The sequence below is a fragment of the Azotobacter armeniacus genome, assembly GCF_054779355.1.
Map to the genome: position 1 here is coordinate 1 of NZ_BAAGYK010000062.1, position 16,035 is coordinate 16,035.

Annotated in this window: 11 protein-coding genes; 9 read left to right on the top strand and 2 right to left on the bottom strand. The window is 63.5% G+C overall.

All coding sequences use genetic code 11. From position 1 onward, the window contains the following. Positions 1 to 608 precede the first annotated feature (608 nt). The 9 genes from ACYVD0_RS11615 (at position 609) to ACYVD0_RS11655 (ending at position 12,835) form a co-directional block, all read left to right on the top strand. Entirely contained in the window at positions 609 to 1,097 is a 489-nt protein-coding gene (locus tag ACYVD0_RS11615; protein ID WP_460426961.1) for a sugar dehydrogenase complex small subunit, read from the top strand. Between the two features lie 2 nt (positions 1,098 to 1,099). Beyond that, the gene (locus tag ACYVD0_RS11620) at positions 1,100 to 2,677 is read left to right on the top strand and encodes a GMC family oxidoreductase (RefSeq protein ID WP_460426962.1); all 1,578 of its coding nucleotides are present in this window, start codon (positions 1,100 to 1,102) and stop codon (positions 2,675 to 2,677) included. A 303-nt stretch (positions 2,678 to 2,980) separates the two neighbouring features. Next, positions 2,981 to 4,003: a LacI family DNA-binding transcriptional regulator gene (locus ACYVD0_RS11625; protein WP_460426963.1), complete on the top strand. Its 1,023-nt coding sequence runs from the start codon at positions 2,981 to 2,983 to the stop codon at positions 4,001 to 4,003. A 69-nt stretch (positions 4,004 to 4,072) separates the two neighbouring features. After that, positions 4,073 to 4,855, top strand: coding sequence for a sugar phosphate isomerase/epimerase family protein (locus ACYVD0_RS11630; RefSeq protein WP_460426964.1), 783 nt, complete (start codon positions 4,073 to 4,075; stop codon positions 4,853 to 4,855). Continuing rightward, entirely contained in the window at positions 4,848 to 5,798 is a 951-nt protein-coding gene (locus ACYVD0_RS11635) for a sugar kinase (RefSeq protein WP_460426965.1), read from the top strand. The genes ACYVD0_RS11630 and ACYVD0_RS11635 overlap by 8 nt, the downstream gene beginning before the upstream one ends. 62 nt (positions 5,799 to 5,860) lie before the next feature. Further along, a complete protein-coding gene (locus tag ACYVD0_RS11640) occupies positions 5,861 to 7,159 on the top strand; it encodes an MFS transporter (protein WP_460426966.1) in 1,299 nt (432 codons plus the stop codon). A 13-nt stretch (positions 7,160 to 7,172) separates the two neighbouring features. Beyond that, a complete protein-coding gene (locus ACYVD0_RS11645) occupies positions 7,173 to 8,159 on the top strand; it encodes a 2-hydroxyacid dehydrogenase (protein WP_460426967.1) in 987 nt (328 codons plus the stop codon). 732 nt (positions 8,160 to 8,891) lie between these two features. Then, positions 8,892 to 11,372 carry a glucan 1,4-alpha-glucosidase gene (locus ACYVD0_RS11650; RefSeq protein WP_460426968.1) on the top strand — a complete coding sequence of 827 codons (2,481 nt, stop codon included), beginning with the start codon at positions 8,892 to 8,894 and terminating at the stop codon, positions 11,370 to 11,372. A 371-nt stretch (positions 11,373 to 11,743) separates the two neighbouring features. Further along, positions 11,744 to 12,835: an IS630 family transposase gene (locus tag ACYVD0_RS11655; RefSeq protein WP_460426969.1), complete on the top strand. Its 1,092-nt coding sequence runs from the start codon at positions 11,744 to 11,746 to the stop codon at positions 12,833 to 12,835. A 537-nt stretch (positions 12,836 to 13,372) separates the two neighbouring features. Here the strand turns inward: ACYVD0_RS11655 and ACYVD0_RS11660 are convergent. Continuing rightward, a complete protein-coding gene (locus tag ACYVD0_RS11660) occupies positions 13,373 to 14,608 on the bottom strand; it encodes a carbohydrate porin (protein WP_460426970.1) in 1,236 nt (411 codons plus the stop codon). A gap of 815 nt (positions 14,609 to 15,423) precedes the next feature. Then, on the bottom strand, positions 15,424 to 16,035 hold a 612-nt coding region (locus ACYVD0_RS11665; protein ID WP_460426971.1), incomplete at its 5' end, for an aldehyde dehydrogenase family protein.

Here is a 16,035-nt window from a genome sequence, read left to right on the forward strand (position 1 = left end):
GCCAGGCGTCGCATCTGGTCCTGAGTTTCTCGAGAGAGCTTTCGGGCATCGATCTTTTTCATGTCCCTTTATATCGTGAATTTGATTGCCGCGTTAATAATAATTGAACCAACCAAACAGGCCACTAGCCCTCCCCGCAACCGCGCCCCCGCTCGAGCAGCCCCTTCGCCCCCCCTCCTCCAGCCGGACCATGCCGGCGCAGGCCGGCAGCTTGCCTCGTGTCGCATCCCAGCGCCAACCGCTGCCTCTGCCCCAGCGACTCGACCACATTCGCCTTGTCCATTTGCCCCTGGCTGTTGCCTGCACATACCTGACGACCGAGATCAAGAGAGGCACCAGTGCCGCGCCTCTGAGCGGGTGATTCTGCGTGAGCGATGGGCGCGCCTGGGGAGCGCATGACATCCTCCACATCGGCCCCCAAGAGACCGACAGGCGACTGAATCCTTTCAGCTGAAATTTAGAGTTTGTAGTAGCATGATGATGTTTTAAAAAACACAAAACATCGGAATGCACCGTAAAAAACGGGGCTTAATCCGAATTTATTGACTAAACAACAACAACGTGGAACTTCTATGCCCGAACATGGTTCCGTAACCCCCGATTTGCCCTTGTCTGCGTTCTCCCTTTCCCGTCGCCGCCTGCTGGGCGCCGCCTGTGTCGGCGCCGCCGCCGGCGCCCTGTTGCTGAGCCCGGCCGGCTCCATCTGGGCAGGGTCGGAGGTCTCCTCGGACGAACTGAAGGTCTTCATGGCCGTGTCCGAGCAACTCACCGGGCACGACGACCTCGACGGAAATATTGGCAAGAGCCTCTACGAAGCCCTGGCCAAACGCGACGCCGCCTTTGCCCAGAACCTCGGCGAGCTGAAGACCCAGCTCGAGAAGACTCCGCCAGTCTTGGACGAACCCCAGCAGGAGCTGGCCCGGCAGATCCTAGCCGGCTGGTATCTCGGCATGGTCGGCAGCGATTACACCGCCACGGTCGTCACCTATGAGGACGCCCTGATGTTCGCGGCAGTGGAGGGCGCCCTGACACCCCGTGCCTTCTGCTTCGGCAACCCCGGCTCCTGGGCCGAAAAACCAGTCCTGCGGAGGGCTTGAGCATGGCCACCACGCAAAAGGCGGATTTCGTCGTCGTCGGCTCCGGCGTGGCCGGCAGCCTGGTTGCCCACCAGTTGGCCAAGGTCGGCAAGGACGTACTGATCCTCGAGGCCGGTCCGCGCCTCGCGCGCCACGAGATTGCCGAACGCTTCCGCAAGCAACCGGACAAGTCCGACAACCAGGCGCCCTACCCGTCACCCGCCCATGCCCCGCACCCGGAATTCAATCCGAACAACAACTACCTGATCCAGAAGGGCGAGCACCCTTACGACGTGCAGTACATCCGCGCCGTCGGCGGTACCACCTGGCACTGGGCGGCCTCGACCTGGCGCTTCCTGCCCAACGACTTCAAGCTGAAGAGCCTCTATGGCGTCGGCCTCGACTGGCCGATCGAATACGCCGACCTGGAGCCGTGGTACACCCGCGCCGAGGTCGAGTTGGGCGTCTGGGGTCCGGGCGACGTGGACCTCGGCTCGCCGCGCTCGGCGTCCTATCCCATGCAGCCGTTGCCGCTGTCGTGGAACGAGGAGCGGGTCAAGACGGTGCTCAACGCCAACGGCTACCGCGTGGTCACCGAGCCGGTGGCGCGCAACAGCCGGTCCTACGATAGCCGGCCGCCCTGCTGCGGCAACAACAACTGCATGCCGATCTGCCCGATCGGCGCCATGTACAACGGCATCGTCCATGTCGAGAAGGCCGAGAAGGCCGGCGCCCGGCTGATCGAGAACGCCGTGGTGTTCAAGCTCGAGAAGAGCCAGGACGGACGCATCGTCGCCGCCCATTACAAGGACCCGCAGGGCAACGAGCACCGCGTCGAGGGCAAGACCTTCGTGCTCGCCGCCAACGGCGTCGAGACGCCCAAGCTGATGCTGATGTCCGACGTCGGCAACAGCTCGGACCTGGTCGGTCGCAACCTCATGGACCATCCCGGCACCGGAGTCCGCTTCTACGCCAACGAGGAGCTCTGGCCCGGCCGCGGCCCGCAGGAAATGACCTCGCTGATCGACTTCCGCGACGGCGCCTTCCGCAGCCAGTACGCCTCGAAGAAGATCCACCTGTCCAACCTGTCGCGCGTCGATCAGGTCGCCGCCGAACTGATCAAGCAGGGGCCGCTGCTGTTCGGCCCCGAGCTGGAGGAGAGGATCCGCGACCGCGCCGCGCGCTTCGTGCGCTTCGACAGCTTCCACGAGATCCTCCCCCGTCCGGAGAACCGCATCGTGCCCAGCGCCACGGAAAGCGTGGCCGGTATTCCCAAGCCGGAGTTCACCTACACGATGGACGACTACGTGCGCAAGAGCGCCGCGCACACCCGCGAGGTCTATACCCACGCGGCGAAGCTGCTGGGCGGCACGGAGGTGGTCTTCGAGGACAGCTTCGCCAACAACAACCACATCGGTGGCACCGCCCTGATGGGAAACGACCCGAAGACCTCGGTGGTGGACAAGGACTGCCGCACCCACGATCACGCCAACCTGTACATCGCCGGCGGCGCGGTGATGCCCACCGTCGGTTCGGTGAACACCACCCTGACCATCGCCGCCCTCGCCCTGCGTTTGGCGGACCGCCTGAAGCAGGTCTGAGGCACCCGGCACGCAGGGACGCGTGCAACCCTCACCCGCAAGTCGGGGAACATGCCCACCATCGCGACCCAGGCCGCCCGCTCATCGAACAACGCCCCCTTGATGCTCGAGGTATTGCCTTTGGCAGCCTTTGCCGTGCGACTGCATCTCTTCGGAAACAGGCCAGGCATGTCCTGAGGCTGTGTTTTTTTCCGGATCGAGCAGCTTTCCCCTTGACGCCGAATTGTTTTTGCGGTTTCCTGAAACCGGTTTCACCGCGATGAAAGCCAGCCTATAACACCAAGAAGAAGAGGTTCCAGGTCCGTGAACGGTCCGTCTCTGTCCGCCCGCAGCCGCGTCACCATCAGCGAAGTGGCCGAAGCCGCCGGCGTCTCCAAGGCCAGCGTGTCACGCTACATCGGCGGCGACCGCCAGTTGCTCGCCGATGCCACCGCCCTGCGCATCGAGCAAGCCATCGAGCGCCTCGACTACCGTCCGAACCAGATGGCCCGCGGCCTGAAGCGCGGCCGTACCCGCCTGATCGGCATGCTCGTCGCCGATATCCTCAACCCCTATTCCGTGGCCGTGATGCATGGCGTGGAAACCGCCTGCCGCCAGCATGGCTACAGCCTGGTGGTATGCAACACCGACCGCGATACCGAGCAGGAAAGCCAGCATCTGGCGGCCCTGCGCTCGTACAACATCGAGGGCCTGATCGTGAACACGCTCGGCCACCACGCCGGCGAACTGCAGTCCCTGCACAGCGATCTGCCGATGGTACTGGTGGACCGCAAGGTCGAGGCGCTGCAGGCCGATCTGGTCGGGCTGGACAACAGCGATGCGGTGCACCAAGCCCTGGAGCATCTGCAGCAACGCGGCTACCGCGACCTGCTGCTGGTCAGCGAGCCCCTGGACGGCACCAGCTCGCGCCAGGAGCGCGTCGCGGCATTCCACGCCGAAATCGCCCGGCGCCCCCTGCTCAAGGGTCAGGTGCTGCAGACCGGCGACGCCTTCCGCAACACCCTGCAGAACTTTCTCGGCGCCCCCGGCCCCGGCCCCAAGGCGCTGTTCGCCGCCAACGGCATGGCCGCTCTGGCTGCCACCCGGCAACTGCGCGAGTTCGGCTGCCGGCTGTTCGAGGAGATCGGCCTGATCGCCCTCGACGACCTCGACTGGTATCCCCTGGTGGGTAGCGGCATCACCGCCCTCGCCCAGCCGACCAACGAGATAGGCGTGACCGCCTTCGAGTGCCTGCTCGGTCGCCTGCGGGGCGACCGGGAGCCGGCCCGCCACTTCGATTTCAAAGCACAATTGATCGTCCGAGGCTCCACCCACCCACGCGGCTGACAGCCTGCCGGCAACCTGCCGGCGGATCGTTCGGCCAAAAATGAAACCGGTTTCAGAGGAATAACGACAATGCCCCTCTACCCCGTCTCCGTAAGTCTTTCCAGCTATGGCGCCAGCCTTGTGCGCGAGCGCGGCCAGGCTAGTTTCCTGCCGCTGCTGGCCAAGGCCGGCGCCGCCCGCGCCGAACTGCGCGAGGAACTGTTCGCCACCCCGCCGGACCCGCGCGCCCTGGCCAGCGCCTTCTGCACCCTGGGGCTCGACTGCCTGTATTCCGTACCGCTCGAACTGTGGACCACGCAGGGCCGGCTCGCCGATGCTCTTGAGCCAACCCTGGCGCGCGCCCTGGTCTGTGGCGCGCGCTGGCTGAAGGTCTCGCTCGGCCATTACCGCGCAGGGGCCGACCTATCCGATTTGGCGCGCCTGGTGGAGCGTCAGCCGCTGCAACTGCTAGTGGAGAACGACCAGACCGCCCAGGGCGGGCGCATCGACGCGCTGCAGGCGTTCTTCGCCGAAGCTGAGGCCCGGAACCTCGACATCGGCATGACCTTCGACATCGGCAACTGGCTCTGGCAGGAACAGCCGGTCGACGAGGCCGCCCAGCGTCTCGGCCGCTACGTGCGCTACGTGCACTGCAAGGCGGTCGGGCGCAACGACGACGGCAAGCGGGTGGCCCTCCCCCCCGAGCCCGTCGACCTGCAGCAGTGGCAGCGCCTGTTCCGCCAGTTCCCGGCGGGCGTGCCGCGCGCCATCGAGTACCCCCTGCAGGGCGACGACCTGCTGGCGGTCAGCCGCCAGCACATCGAACTCCTTTCCCGCCTCGGCCAGCCGCAGGAGGAGCGCCAGCATGCGTGATATCGACGTGCTCTGTTTCGGCGAAACCATGGCCATGTTCGTCGCCGAGGACAGCGGCGACCTGGCCCGGGTGGAGCGCTTCGGCAAGCGCATCGCCGGCGCCGACAGCAACGTGGCCATCGGCCTGTCGCGGCTGGGCTTCAAGGTCAACTGGCTGAGCCGGGTCGGCGACGACTCGCTGGGCCGCTTCGTGCTCGACAGCCTGACTCGCGAAGGACTCGACTGCCGTCACGTGCAGGTCGACCCGGCACATCCCACCGGTTTCCAGCTGAAATCCCGGGAAACCGATGGCGGCGATCCGCGGGTGGAGTATTTCCGTCGCGGTTCTGCGGCCAGCCACCTGTCGCCCGCCGACCTCGTTCCCGAACTGCTGCAGGCCCGCCATCTGCACGCCACCGGCATTCCTCCGGCGCTCTCGGAGAGCTGCCGCGCGCTCTCCCGTGAACTCATGGAATGCATGCGCAACGCCGGACGCAGCCTGTCCTTCGACCCCAACCTGCGCCCGTCGCTGTGGCCGAGCCAAGCCCGGATGATCGCCGAGATCAATGCCCTGGCAGCCCTCGCCCACTGGGTGCTGCCGGGCCTCGAGGAAGGCCGTCTGCTGACCGGCTACCAGAGCCCTGCCGACATCGCCGCCTTCTACCTGGAGCGCGGTGCCGAGGCGGTGGTGATCAAGCTCGGTCCCGAAGGAGCCTACTACCGCACGGCCGACGCCGAAGGGCGCATCGCCGGAGTGCCGGTCGCTCACGTGGTGGACACCGTCGGCGCCGGCGATGCCTTCGCCGTCGGCGTGGTCAGCGCCCTGCTCGAAGGCCTGAACTTCCCGCAGGCGCTAAAGCGTGGCAATGCCTTCGGCAGCCGCGCCGTGCAGTGCATCGGCGATATGGAGGGCCTGCCCCATCGCCACGAACTGTCGGAGGAGCCCCAGCCCCAAAACGCCTGATCGATAACTGCCGGCTCCGCCGGTACCTGTTGCCACAAAAACAACAAGCTCAGGAGACACCCATGCAAAGTCCCCGTCTCGCCAGCCGTCGCTGGTGGTACCTCATCCCGATCATCTTCATCACCTACAGCCTGGCCTACCTGGACCGCGCCAACTACGGCTTCGCTGCCGCCTCCGGGATGGCCGCGGACCTGAACATCACCCCCGGGCTGTCGTCGCTGCTCGGCGCGCTGTTCTTTCTCGGCTACTTCTTCTTCCAGGTGCCCGGCGCGATCTATGCGGAGAGGCGCAGCGTCAAGAAGCTGATCTTCGTCAGCCTGATCCTCTGGGGCAGCCTGGCGACCCTCACCGGGGTCATCCCCAACGTCTACCTGCTGATCGCCATCCGCTTCCTGCTCGGCGTGGTGGAGGCTGCGGTGATGCCGGCGATGCTGATCTACCTCTGCCACTGGTTCACCCGTGCCGAACGCTCGCGGGCGAACACCTTCCTGATCCTCGGCAATCCGGTGACCATCCTCTGGATGTCGGTGGTGTCCGGCTACCTGATCGAGCACTTCGACTGGCGCTGGATGTTCATCATCGAGGGCCTGCCGGCAGTACTCTGGGCCTTCATCTGGTGGCGCTTGGCGGACGACCGCCCGGCCCAGGCCGACTGGCTCACGGCACAGGAGAAGGACGACCTGCAGCAGGCGCTGGCTGCCGAACAGCAGGGCCTGAAGCCGGTGAAGAACTACCGCGAGGCGTTCCGCTCGCCCAAGGTGATCCTGCTCTCGGTGCAGTACTTCTGCTGGAGCATCGGCGTCTACGGCCTGGTCCTCTGGCTGCCATCGATCCTCAAGGATGCGGCCAATCTGGACATCGTCCAGGCCGGCTGGCTGTCGTCGCTGCCCTACCTGGCCGCGGTGATCGGCATGCTCGGCGTGTCCTGGGCCTCCGACCGCTTCCAGCAGCGCAAGGTCTTCGTCTGGCCGCCACTGCTGATCGCCTCGCTGGCCTTCTACGGCTCCTACGCCCTGGGCAGCGAGCACTTCTGGCTGTCCTACGCCCTCCTGGTGGTGGCCGGCGGCTGCATGTACGCCCCCTACGGGCCGTTCTTCGCCATCGTTCCGGAAGTGCTGCCGGCCAACGTCGCCGGTGGCGCCATGGCGCTGATCAACAGCATGGGCGCGCTGGGCTCGTTCGCCGGCTCCTGGCTGGTCGGCTACCTGAACGGCGCCACCGGCGGGCCGGGGGCTTCCTTCCTGCTGATGAGCGGCGCGCTGCTGATCGCGGTGGTGCTGACCCTGCTGCTCAACCCCACCAGCGGCGATCGCCCGGCGCCGCTGCCCGGCCGCCAGCCGCGGCCGGCGACCAATCCCTGAGGAGTTTGCAGCCATGAAGAACATCGTTCTCTACAAGAAGCTTTCCACCGAACTGATGACCCGCCTGCGCCAACAGGCGCAGGTCACCTGCATCGACAACCTGTCGGCCGACGGCCTGGCCCGCCTGCGCGACGCCCTGCCCAGCGCCCACGGCCTGCTCGGCGCCAGCCTCAAGCTGGACGCCGGACTGCTCGACCTGGCGCCAAAGCTGGAGGCCGTCGCCAGCGTCTCGGTGGGGGTGGACAACTACGACCTGGACTACCTGACCCGGCGCGGCATCCTGCTCTGCAACACCCCCGACGTACTCACCGAGACCACCGCCGACACCGGCTTCGCGCTGATCCTGGCGACCGCCCGACGGGTCACCGAGCTGGCCGCCTGGGTGCGCGCCGGGCAGTGGCAGAAGAGCATCGGCCCCGCGCAGTTCGGCAGCGACGTGCACGGCAAGACCCTCGGCATCGTCGGCATGGGCCGCATCGGCGAGGCCCTGGCCCAGCGCGGGCACTTCGGCTTCGGCATGTCGATCCTCTACCACAGCTCGTCGCCCAAGCCGGAAGTCGAGCAGCGCTACGCCGCCAGCTACCGCTCGCTGGAGGCGCTGCTGGAAGAGTCCGACTTCGTCTGCCTGACGGTGCCGCTGACCGCCGCCACGGCCGGGCTGATCGGCGCCCGGGAACTGGCGCGGATGCGCCCGGAGGGCATCCTGATCAACATCTCCCGCGGCAAGGTGGTCGACGAGCCGGCGCTGGTCGAAGCCCTGCAGGCCGGGCGCATCCGAGCCGCCGGGCTGGATGTGTTCGAGCGCGAACCCCTGCCCGCCGACTCGCCGCTCCTGCGCCTGGACAATCTGGTGGCAACCCCGCATATCGGCTCGGCCACCCACGAAACCCGCGAGGCCATGGCGCGCTGCGCCGTCGACAACCTGCTGGCGGCGCTGGCCGGCCAGCGTCCGGCCAACCTGGTCAACCCCGCTGCCCTGAACGTCATCTCGGCACGCTGAGCGCGATCCGTCGTCCGGGAGGCCAAGGCCTTCCGGACGACAGGCAGAGCTTCAGCCTCTTCAGAACAGCAGCCCCTGTTTTGGGCACGCCAGTACGTCTCCAGCATGTCCCTCAAACGGGGTAACGACTCCCCCGGCGCAACTCTTGGCGCGATTAGTCTGTGTTAAAGTTAACTTGCCAAACATAAAGGTTCATGAATAAGATAGCGCTACCTCGATAAAGCCGGCAGTCGCCTTGCCAATCGAGTTTGTGTCTCGCTTAATCACCTGTTCGTCTCGGTGCGCCAGCAGCCCGAACGAGAAGGGATAAAAACAACAAGATCACGGTGGCAGATGCGCTTTGCGGTGAGTGTAGAGCTCATAAAGACAGCGCTGCCTAAGTACCAAGGTGTTCTTATGGTTATCTTTGACTACGCGCCAGCCCCCATGAACGTCGCCACTGGCGGCAGACTTACGGCTTGTCAGACACTCTTTCTATACACGGCTGCCATCCTCAAGGGCAGTACGTTCCGCTCCCTTTCCCCGTTCGATGCCATTCCCCTGCTCACAAGTGCCGGTGCCGGCGGTGCCACAGTCGTCTCGCCGCGCGAGCCGGCAAGCGCGGGCCATCATGGCCGATAAGGCGTCTTTGCAAGGCCACTAGGCGCCGGCATGCCCGAGCCAGCGGCTTCGCTCACCAACGCCGCAAGGCGGCGTCTCCCCAACCATTACACAAGAAAAAGAGAAGGTCATATGCAGCAGCCAGTAAGGTTTCGCAAGACACTGCTGAGCGTCCTGATAGGCGCTCTGGGAATCAGTCAGGCCGCGATGGGCGCGGCCGGCGGCTCGACGAACGTGGCCCCAGGTGCCCCGGGAGCGGCGCCGTTCTGGTCCTATTCGGGAAAAACCGGTATCGGTACCTCCTACGAGCAGTACAAGGACGGCCAATACGCCTCCGACGCGGCCACCGGCGAAGTCTCGAGAGTCTGGTTTTCCCTGGCCCAGGGGATAGTAACCGAAACCATGTTCGGGCTGATCCACGAAGCCCAACTGCGCGAAATGCAACTGGTAATCCAGGGCCCCGACTTCCTGGACCTGGAAGCACAGGACACCGACAGCGAAGTGCAGTACCTGTCGGTCGACGGCGAAGGCCGCCCTACCTCGCTGGCCTACAAGATCATCAACCGCGACAAGCAGGGCCGCTACGAGATCGAGAAGCACGTCTTCACCGATCCAGACGCGAATTCCCTGATGATGCGGGTCATCTTCCGCAGCAAGGAGCCGGGCATCCAGGCCTATGTGCATGTTGATCCAGCCATCGGCAACAACGGCAGCGGCGACTCCGCCTTCGTCGACAATCAGGCGCTGTACGCCCAGGAAGGCGAGACGACACTGGTGGTCAAGGCGAGCCGGCCCCTGGAGAGCGCCACCGTCGGTTTCGCCGGAACCTCCGACGGTCTGACCGACCTGAAGGACGGCAAGCTCGACAACCAGTACACCAGCACTGGAGATCAGCCGGGCAACGTCACCCTGCTGGCACGCATACCCCAGACGGGAACCACGACCACTATCGACCTGGTCGTCGGCTTCGGGAAAAACCGCCAGCAGGCCGACCAGGCGGCGGATAAGACGCTCGCCCGCGGCTACGCCAAGGTGCTGGCCCACTACAACGGCGAGGGCGAGGCGATCGGCTGGCAGGACTATCTGGCCTCTCTGTCCGGTCTGCCGGCCATGTACGCGCAAAGCACGGACAACGGCAAGCTGCTCAACGTCAGCGCCTTGGTGCTCAAGGCCCAGGAGGACAAGACCCACGCCGGCGCGCTGATCGCCTCCCTGTCCAATCCCTGGGGCGAGACGGTGCCGGCCTCGAAGGGCACCACCGGCTACAAGGCGGTCTGGCCGCGCGACTTCTACCAGTGCGCGATGGCGCTGCTGGCGCTGGGCGACCGGCAGACGCCGAAGGTCGCCTTCGAATACCTGAAGAAAGTCCAGGTCACCGAGGCCACCTCGCTCATGCAAGGCGACACCTCGGCCTATATCCACGAACAGAAGCAGGACGGCAAAGCCAAGGATGACGCCTCCGGCGCCACCGGCTGGTTCCTGCAGAAAACCCATGTCGATGGCGAGATCGAATGGGTCGGGGTACAGCTCGACCAGACCGCCATGCCCATCATGCTGGGCTGGAAACTGTGGCAGGCCGGCGTACTGGACGATGCCCAGATCAAACACTGGTACCAGAGCATGCTCAAGCCGGCGGCAGAATTCCTGGTCAAGGGTGGTCAGGTGAAGGTCGGCTGGAACGATTGGAAGGTCGTCCCGCCGCAGACCCAGCAGGAGCGTTGGGAAGAGCAATGGGGCTACTCGCCGTCGACCACGGCAGCGGTCATCGCAGGTCTGGTGGCAGCCTCCGAACTCGCCGGCCATGCTGGTGATGCCGAGGCGGCGCAAAGCTTCCTGAGCGCCGCGAAAGGCTACTCCGACAAGCTGGAAGCGAGCATGTTCACCCAAAACGGCAGCCTGGGCGACGGACGCTATTACCTGCGCATCACCCAGAACGACAACCCCAACGACGGCGCCCCCCTGCTCGACAACAACAGCCGCCCCGGACTGCCGGAAAGCCAGGTTCTCGATGCCGGCTTCCTGGAGCTGGTGCGTTACGGCGTCCGTCCCGCCACCGATCCGCACATCGTCGGCAGTCTGGACGAACTCGACAGCCAGGAGTTGCCCGAGAATCTGAAGGTCAAGTACGTATTCACCTACCCGGGAGTCGAGGGCGAATTCCCTGGCTGGCGCCGCTATGGCAACGATGGCTACGGCGAGAGCGAATCTTCCGCCATCAACTTCCCGGCAACCGAGGCTCCCGTACTGAACTCCGGGCTCCGCGGCCGCGTCTGGCCCATCTTTACCGGCGAGCGTGGTCATTACGAGCTGGCACGCAGCAAGGCCCAGTTGCCGGAGGGGGCCAAGGCGTTGAGCGCCGAGCAGCTGGCGCAGCTCAAGAATACCTACGTCAAGGCCATGGAACTGTTCGCCAACGAAGGCATGATGCTGCCGGAACAGGTCTGGGACGGCGTGGGCAACAACAGCCGCCACAATTACGTGAAGGGCGAAGGCACGAACACCGCCACCCCTCTGGCCTGGAGCCACGCCGAATACATCAAGCTGGTCCGTTCGCTGACCGACCAGAAGGTCTGGGACCATTACCCCATCGTCTCGGAAAAGCTCGCGAAGTGAGCTGAGCGTCCCCTATGGCGCTGGGCAAGCGATGCCTCGACTGCCCAGTGCCATATCAAACAACGATGAAAGATCTCCGTGCCGAGCGGGGTTCCGTACTCCCCTACTCGCTCCAGCTCATATTTCTTCCTTTAAACACCTGAACATCGGTGTATCACTGCGAAGTGACGATCGTGCCACTGTGATCGTGGCCGGGCATGCCGGGATACCAGACAGAATCTGCCGGGCCTGTTCGGAAAGCCCTCGCCAAGATCTCATCAAAATCTAATTACACTCGCCTCATTAGAGGATAGTGGACTGTCTGTAAAGTTCGTTAATCCAATGCCGGGCCAGTATACTGTGCGCTCTATCGCCGTGGATTGAGCATTCATATGGCCCGGCCAGCAGCCCCTTTTCTCTTGAACCCCGGTGATGCCGATAAGCTGCAAGGCTGGCTGCGCATGGGGTCGCTGCCTCAGAGCATCGGCCAGCGAGCCAGAATTCTGTTGCTGCTGGCCAATGGCCTCACGCCCAAGGAGATCAGCGAGCAGCTGCACGTCTCCGCGCCAGTGATCTTCAAATGGCGCAAGCGCTATCAGGAGGCTGGCCTTGAGGGACTGAGTGACCTGCGGCGCAGCGGAGCACCGCGCAAGCTCGACGAGGCGAAGATCAAGGAAATCCTGACGCTGACGACCCAGCGGGTGCCGCGCGAGGCTACCCACTGGAGCCTGCGATTGATGGCCAGGTACGCTGGGGTCAGCATCTGGCAAGTCGCACAGGTGTGGGCGGCTGCCGATCTTAAGCCGCACCGGTTGAAAACCTTCAAGATCAGTAACGATCCGCACTTTACAGACAAAGTGGTCGATGTCGTCGGGCTGTACTTGAATCCGCCCGACAACGCCCTTGTGCTGTCTGTTGACGAAAAAACGCAGATCCAGGTGCTGGATCGCACGCAGCCCATGCTGCCGCTCAAGCCCGGGCAGGTTGAGCGGCGGACGCATGACTACAAGCGTCATGGGACGGCCAGCTTGTATGCCGCCTTCGACATCCTGACGGGCAAGGTCATGGGCCGTATCACTCAGCGACACAGGGCCAGGGAGTTTCTCGAGTTCCTGCGACAGATCGACCGCAGCACCCCGTCCGAGCTGGACCTGCATGTGATTCTGGACAATAGCTCGACTCACAAGACTGCGGCCGTCAAGGAGTGGCTGGGGAAGCATCCCCGTTTCAAGCTGCACTTCACGCCGACCAGCGCCTCATGGCTGAACGCCGTGGAGGGCTGGTTCGCTCAGCTGGAAAAACGGGCGCTTTATCGTGACGCCTTCAGCAGCGTGGCTGATCTGAGAGCGGCTATTCGTCGGTTCATCGAGGCTCATAACGAACATTCGGCCAAGCCGTTCCGCTGGAACAAAACGGCTGAGTCGATTATCGGCTCGGTGCATCGAGCAAAGCTGGCAGTTATTCGGAATGAGTTATTGGATTAACCAGACAGGCCAATAGTGCTTGACAGCAAGCCACGAAAGTGACGTAATACGCCAATATGTTAACGTTACCTTTAATAAAAACAAAAGAACCACTCCATGCGCCTGTCGTTCAAACGCAAGTACTGGCCGGTCAGCGGTCTACTGTTTGTCTTCGCCTGCTCGTCAAGCTATTCGCTATTCTCGATCTGGCGCTCGTGGGCTATGGCTACGACCGACCCGGCTTCGTCGGCGTCTACCTGCTGCTGGACGACCTCCCAAACGGCGCCCTGGAGTTACCGGCTGTGGGGTTCAGGCGGCCAAGCAGCCCGGTGCTCAACTCGAGTCAAAATGACCGACGTTTCGAGACAAGCCGTAGTGACTCGTCTATGACGAGAACAGCAACGCAATATCGGAATCTTGGGAGTCCAATTGGCTTGTCGAACCAACTGGCAGAACTCGAATATGCATTCGAGTAGAAGCGATATCAGCCCAATAGCGAAGGCCTGGCAGCATGAAAAATGCCTCCAGGCTTGCGCTGTCGAATCGATCCGCTTTATTTCATTTCCACCAGTATTCCACCTGCACGCCGAAGTTGCCGCCGTGGCGGTCGGTACCGAAGGCGCCGGTCTCGGACAGCGCGGAGTCGGGGTTCATTTCGGTGGCCGCGCGCTGCGCCGCCTCGTTCCAGGTGGCGTAAGTGTAGTAGACACGAAGTTCCGGACGCGTCCAGAAGCCCGGGCCGGCCGGCGACCAGGTCGGGGCGATGGTGAACTTGGTCAGCTTGCGGGTGCCGTCGGTCGCCTTGATCTGGTCGTGGCCGATCTCGGCAGCCAGCTTGAACGTCTCGGTGAAGGCGTAGACCGGCCGCATGCCGACCGACAGCCAGCGCATGTTGTCGCCATCGGGACGGACGTCCTTCTGGTAGATCAGCTGGAACTGGCCGCCGAAACGCTCCGTGGTCTGCCAGTCGAAGTACTCCACCATGCGCCAGCTCTTGTTTTCCTTATCCTGGCTGGTATCGCCGGTGTAGCCCAGCGACGTGCCCGGCCCCTCGCCGTATTGCAGGGCGAAGGTGTTCTTTCCGCCGAGAAAGCCCTTCTGCTTGTGTTGCACGGCCACCGACCAGCCGCTGTGGGTATCCTCGCCGCTCGGCTTTTGCAGATAGCTGACGCCCACCTCCACTTCACCGCCGGGGTTGGTCTTGAAGCCGTTGACGTTGAAGTCATGGCGGGTGACGTAGGGGTTCTGCCAATAACTGTCCTTGCGCGAGAAGACGTAGCTGTAGCGCAGGTCGCCGATGGGCACTTCGTCGAAACCGAAACCGGTGGCGCTCTGGTTCCAGTAGTAGAAGTCGGTTATGTGGATGTCATTCCGCTTGTAGTAGCGGCGCCCGACCCAGAAGTTGCCGCCGTTGAGCACCGCGGCGTTCTTCCACTCGACGAACATCTGCTGGATCCGTGAGGAGCCACCGCCATGTTCGTTGGAGTCCTTGAACTTCGGCCTATGCCCAATGGGGTTGTAAAAGCCGCCCATGACCATGCCGGAGATCGTCGACCCATCGGCAAGGGCGATATCGTGATCCCAGGCAAGTTCGCTCCACAGCTCACACTCGTTACCGAGCCGGTATTTCGAGGGCGCGCCGGGCAACTGGAAGCAGGATTGCGTACCGCCTTTGGTATTGCCGCCGACCCCGAGGCGGTAATAGCCGCTGAAATTGACCGCCTGGGCTGCCAGGGGAAATGCAAGAAAGGCACACAGCGGATAAAGTGCCTTTTTCATCGATTTTCTCTTCATATGCGCTCCGATTCTTTATTGTTTTCCACGAAGTGAAGGACTGCGCCTATTACGGCGACAAACGCCCGGATCCTTGGGTGAGGATCCTTGGGTGATGTCGGCGGGGAAATTGCGGAAGTTCAGAATGATTGCCTGGACACCGATATTCGAAAGGAGTCCCGTGTGGGTCGGGGAAAAACCGGCCACGAAGGGACTACGGAGCGAAGGCTGGTCATGGTTGCTCTTCATTGTCGTCAACTACCGATGAAGGACAAAAATCAGGGGTAAAAACCCCCTTTCGGTGGCGAGAATAAGACAGCGCTACCCTACAAACGCTGCCACAGCCGATTCTGATCGAGGTGCTGGGATGCCCTGCTCTGTATGGCTCCAAGGCTCTTCAGGAATTGCCGGCCTTGAGTTGGGCGGCCAGCCAGCGGTCCTGCCAGCCAGGCGTGATCCAGGAGTGCCGGAGTTGCCCATCCGGAATCACAGGCACGGAACCGCTCAGCCGGGAACCATGAGTCGAGACATGCAGGCAATGGAAAAGACAGACAGATGGGAGGTGTGGAGATACACACTGAGACATGACAGGAAACCTTCTTATTTTATTTATTCAAGGTATGAAGGCGTGCCCCCAGACCCGAAAAGCTCTTCAAATTGGGCAAATGGTGAATCGATTCATCTGATGCAATATTAGAGCAAATTCCGCGTAAAGACTAGATATAACTCGCCACCGGGACATCGACTCACCCTCCGCCCGAACCCGGAGCAGATATGAGGCGCATGTCCCGCATGACTCGCCGGACAGACGAGAAAGCGCTGTCCGGCGCCGCACATCAAAAGATGTAGTCGGTGGTCAGGAAGCTCGACTCGCGCTGGCGAATGATCTCGCTGATCAGCCGCTTGTTGTCTTCCTGGAACTTGGTCGCCACCAGGGTGCGGATCGAGAACACCCGCAATGCGTCGTACACCGACAGGGTGCCTTCTGCCGAGTTCTTGCGACCGTTGAACGGGAAGCTGTCCGGGCCGCGCTGGCACTGGGCGTTGATGTTGATCCGACCCACCTGGTTGGCGAAGGCGTCCACCAGTTGGCCGACCTGGGCCGGATCGTTGCCGAAGATCGACAGCTGCTGACCGAAATCGGACTCGCGCACGTAGTCGATCACCGTCTGCAGGTCACGGTAGGGCACCACCGGCACCAGCGGGCCGAACTGCTCTTCCTGGTAGACGCGCATCTCCGGGGTCACCGGGTAGAGGACCGCCGGGTAGAAGAACGTCTCGCGCGCCTCGCCGCCACCCGGGTTGGCCACCTTGGCGCCCTTGGCCTGGGCGTCGGCCACCAGCGTCTTGAGGAAGTCGCTCTTGCCCGGCTCCGGCAGCGGGGTCAGCGCCACGCCCGGCTCCCAGGGCATGCCCGGCTTCAGCGCGGCGAGCTTGGCGTTGAACTT

Bases quoted from the DNA above. Each gene is read 5' to 3' on its own strand.
- ACYVD0_RS11655 (WP_460426969.1), top strand. From the start codon at position 11,744: ATGGCCCGGCCAGCAGCCCCTTTTCTCTTGAACCCCGGTGATGCCGAT.
- ACYVD0_RS11645 (WP_460426967.1), top strand. From the start codon at position 7,173: ATGAAGAACATCGTTCTCTACAAGAAGCTTTCCACCGAACTGATGACC.
- ACYVD0_RS11620 (WP_460426962.1), top strand. From the start codon at position 1,100: ATGGCCACCACGCAAAAGGCGGATTTCGTCGTCGTCGGCTCCGGCGTG.
- ACYVD0_RS11650 (WP_460426968.1), top strand. From the start codon at position 8,892: ATGCAGCAGCCAGTAAGGTTTCGCAAGACACTGCTGAGCGTCCTGATA.
- ACYVD0_RS11635 (WP_460426965.1), top strand. From the start codon at position 4,848: ATGCGTGATATCGACGTGCTCTGTTTCGGCGAAACCATGGCCATGTTC.
- ACYVD0_RS11660 (WP_460426970.1), bottom strand. From the start codon at position 14,608: ATGAAGAGAAAATCGATGAAAAAGGCACTTTATCCGCTGTGTGCCTTT.
- ACYVD0_RS11640 (WP_460426966.1), top strand. From the start codon at position 5,861: ATGCAAAGTCCCCGTCTCGCCAGCCGTCGCTGGTGGTACCTCATCCCG.
- ACYVD0_RS11630 (WP_460426964.1), top strand. From the start codon at position 4,073: ATGCCCCTCTACCCCGTCTCCGTAAGTCTTTCCAGCTATGGCGCCAGC.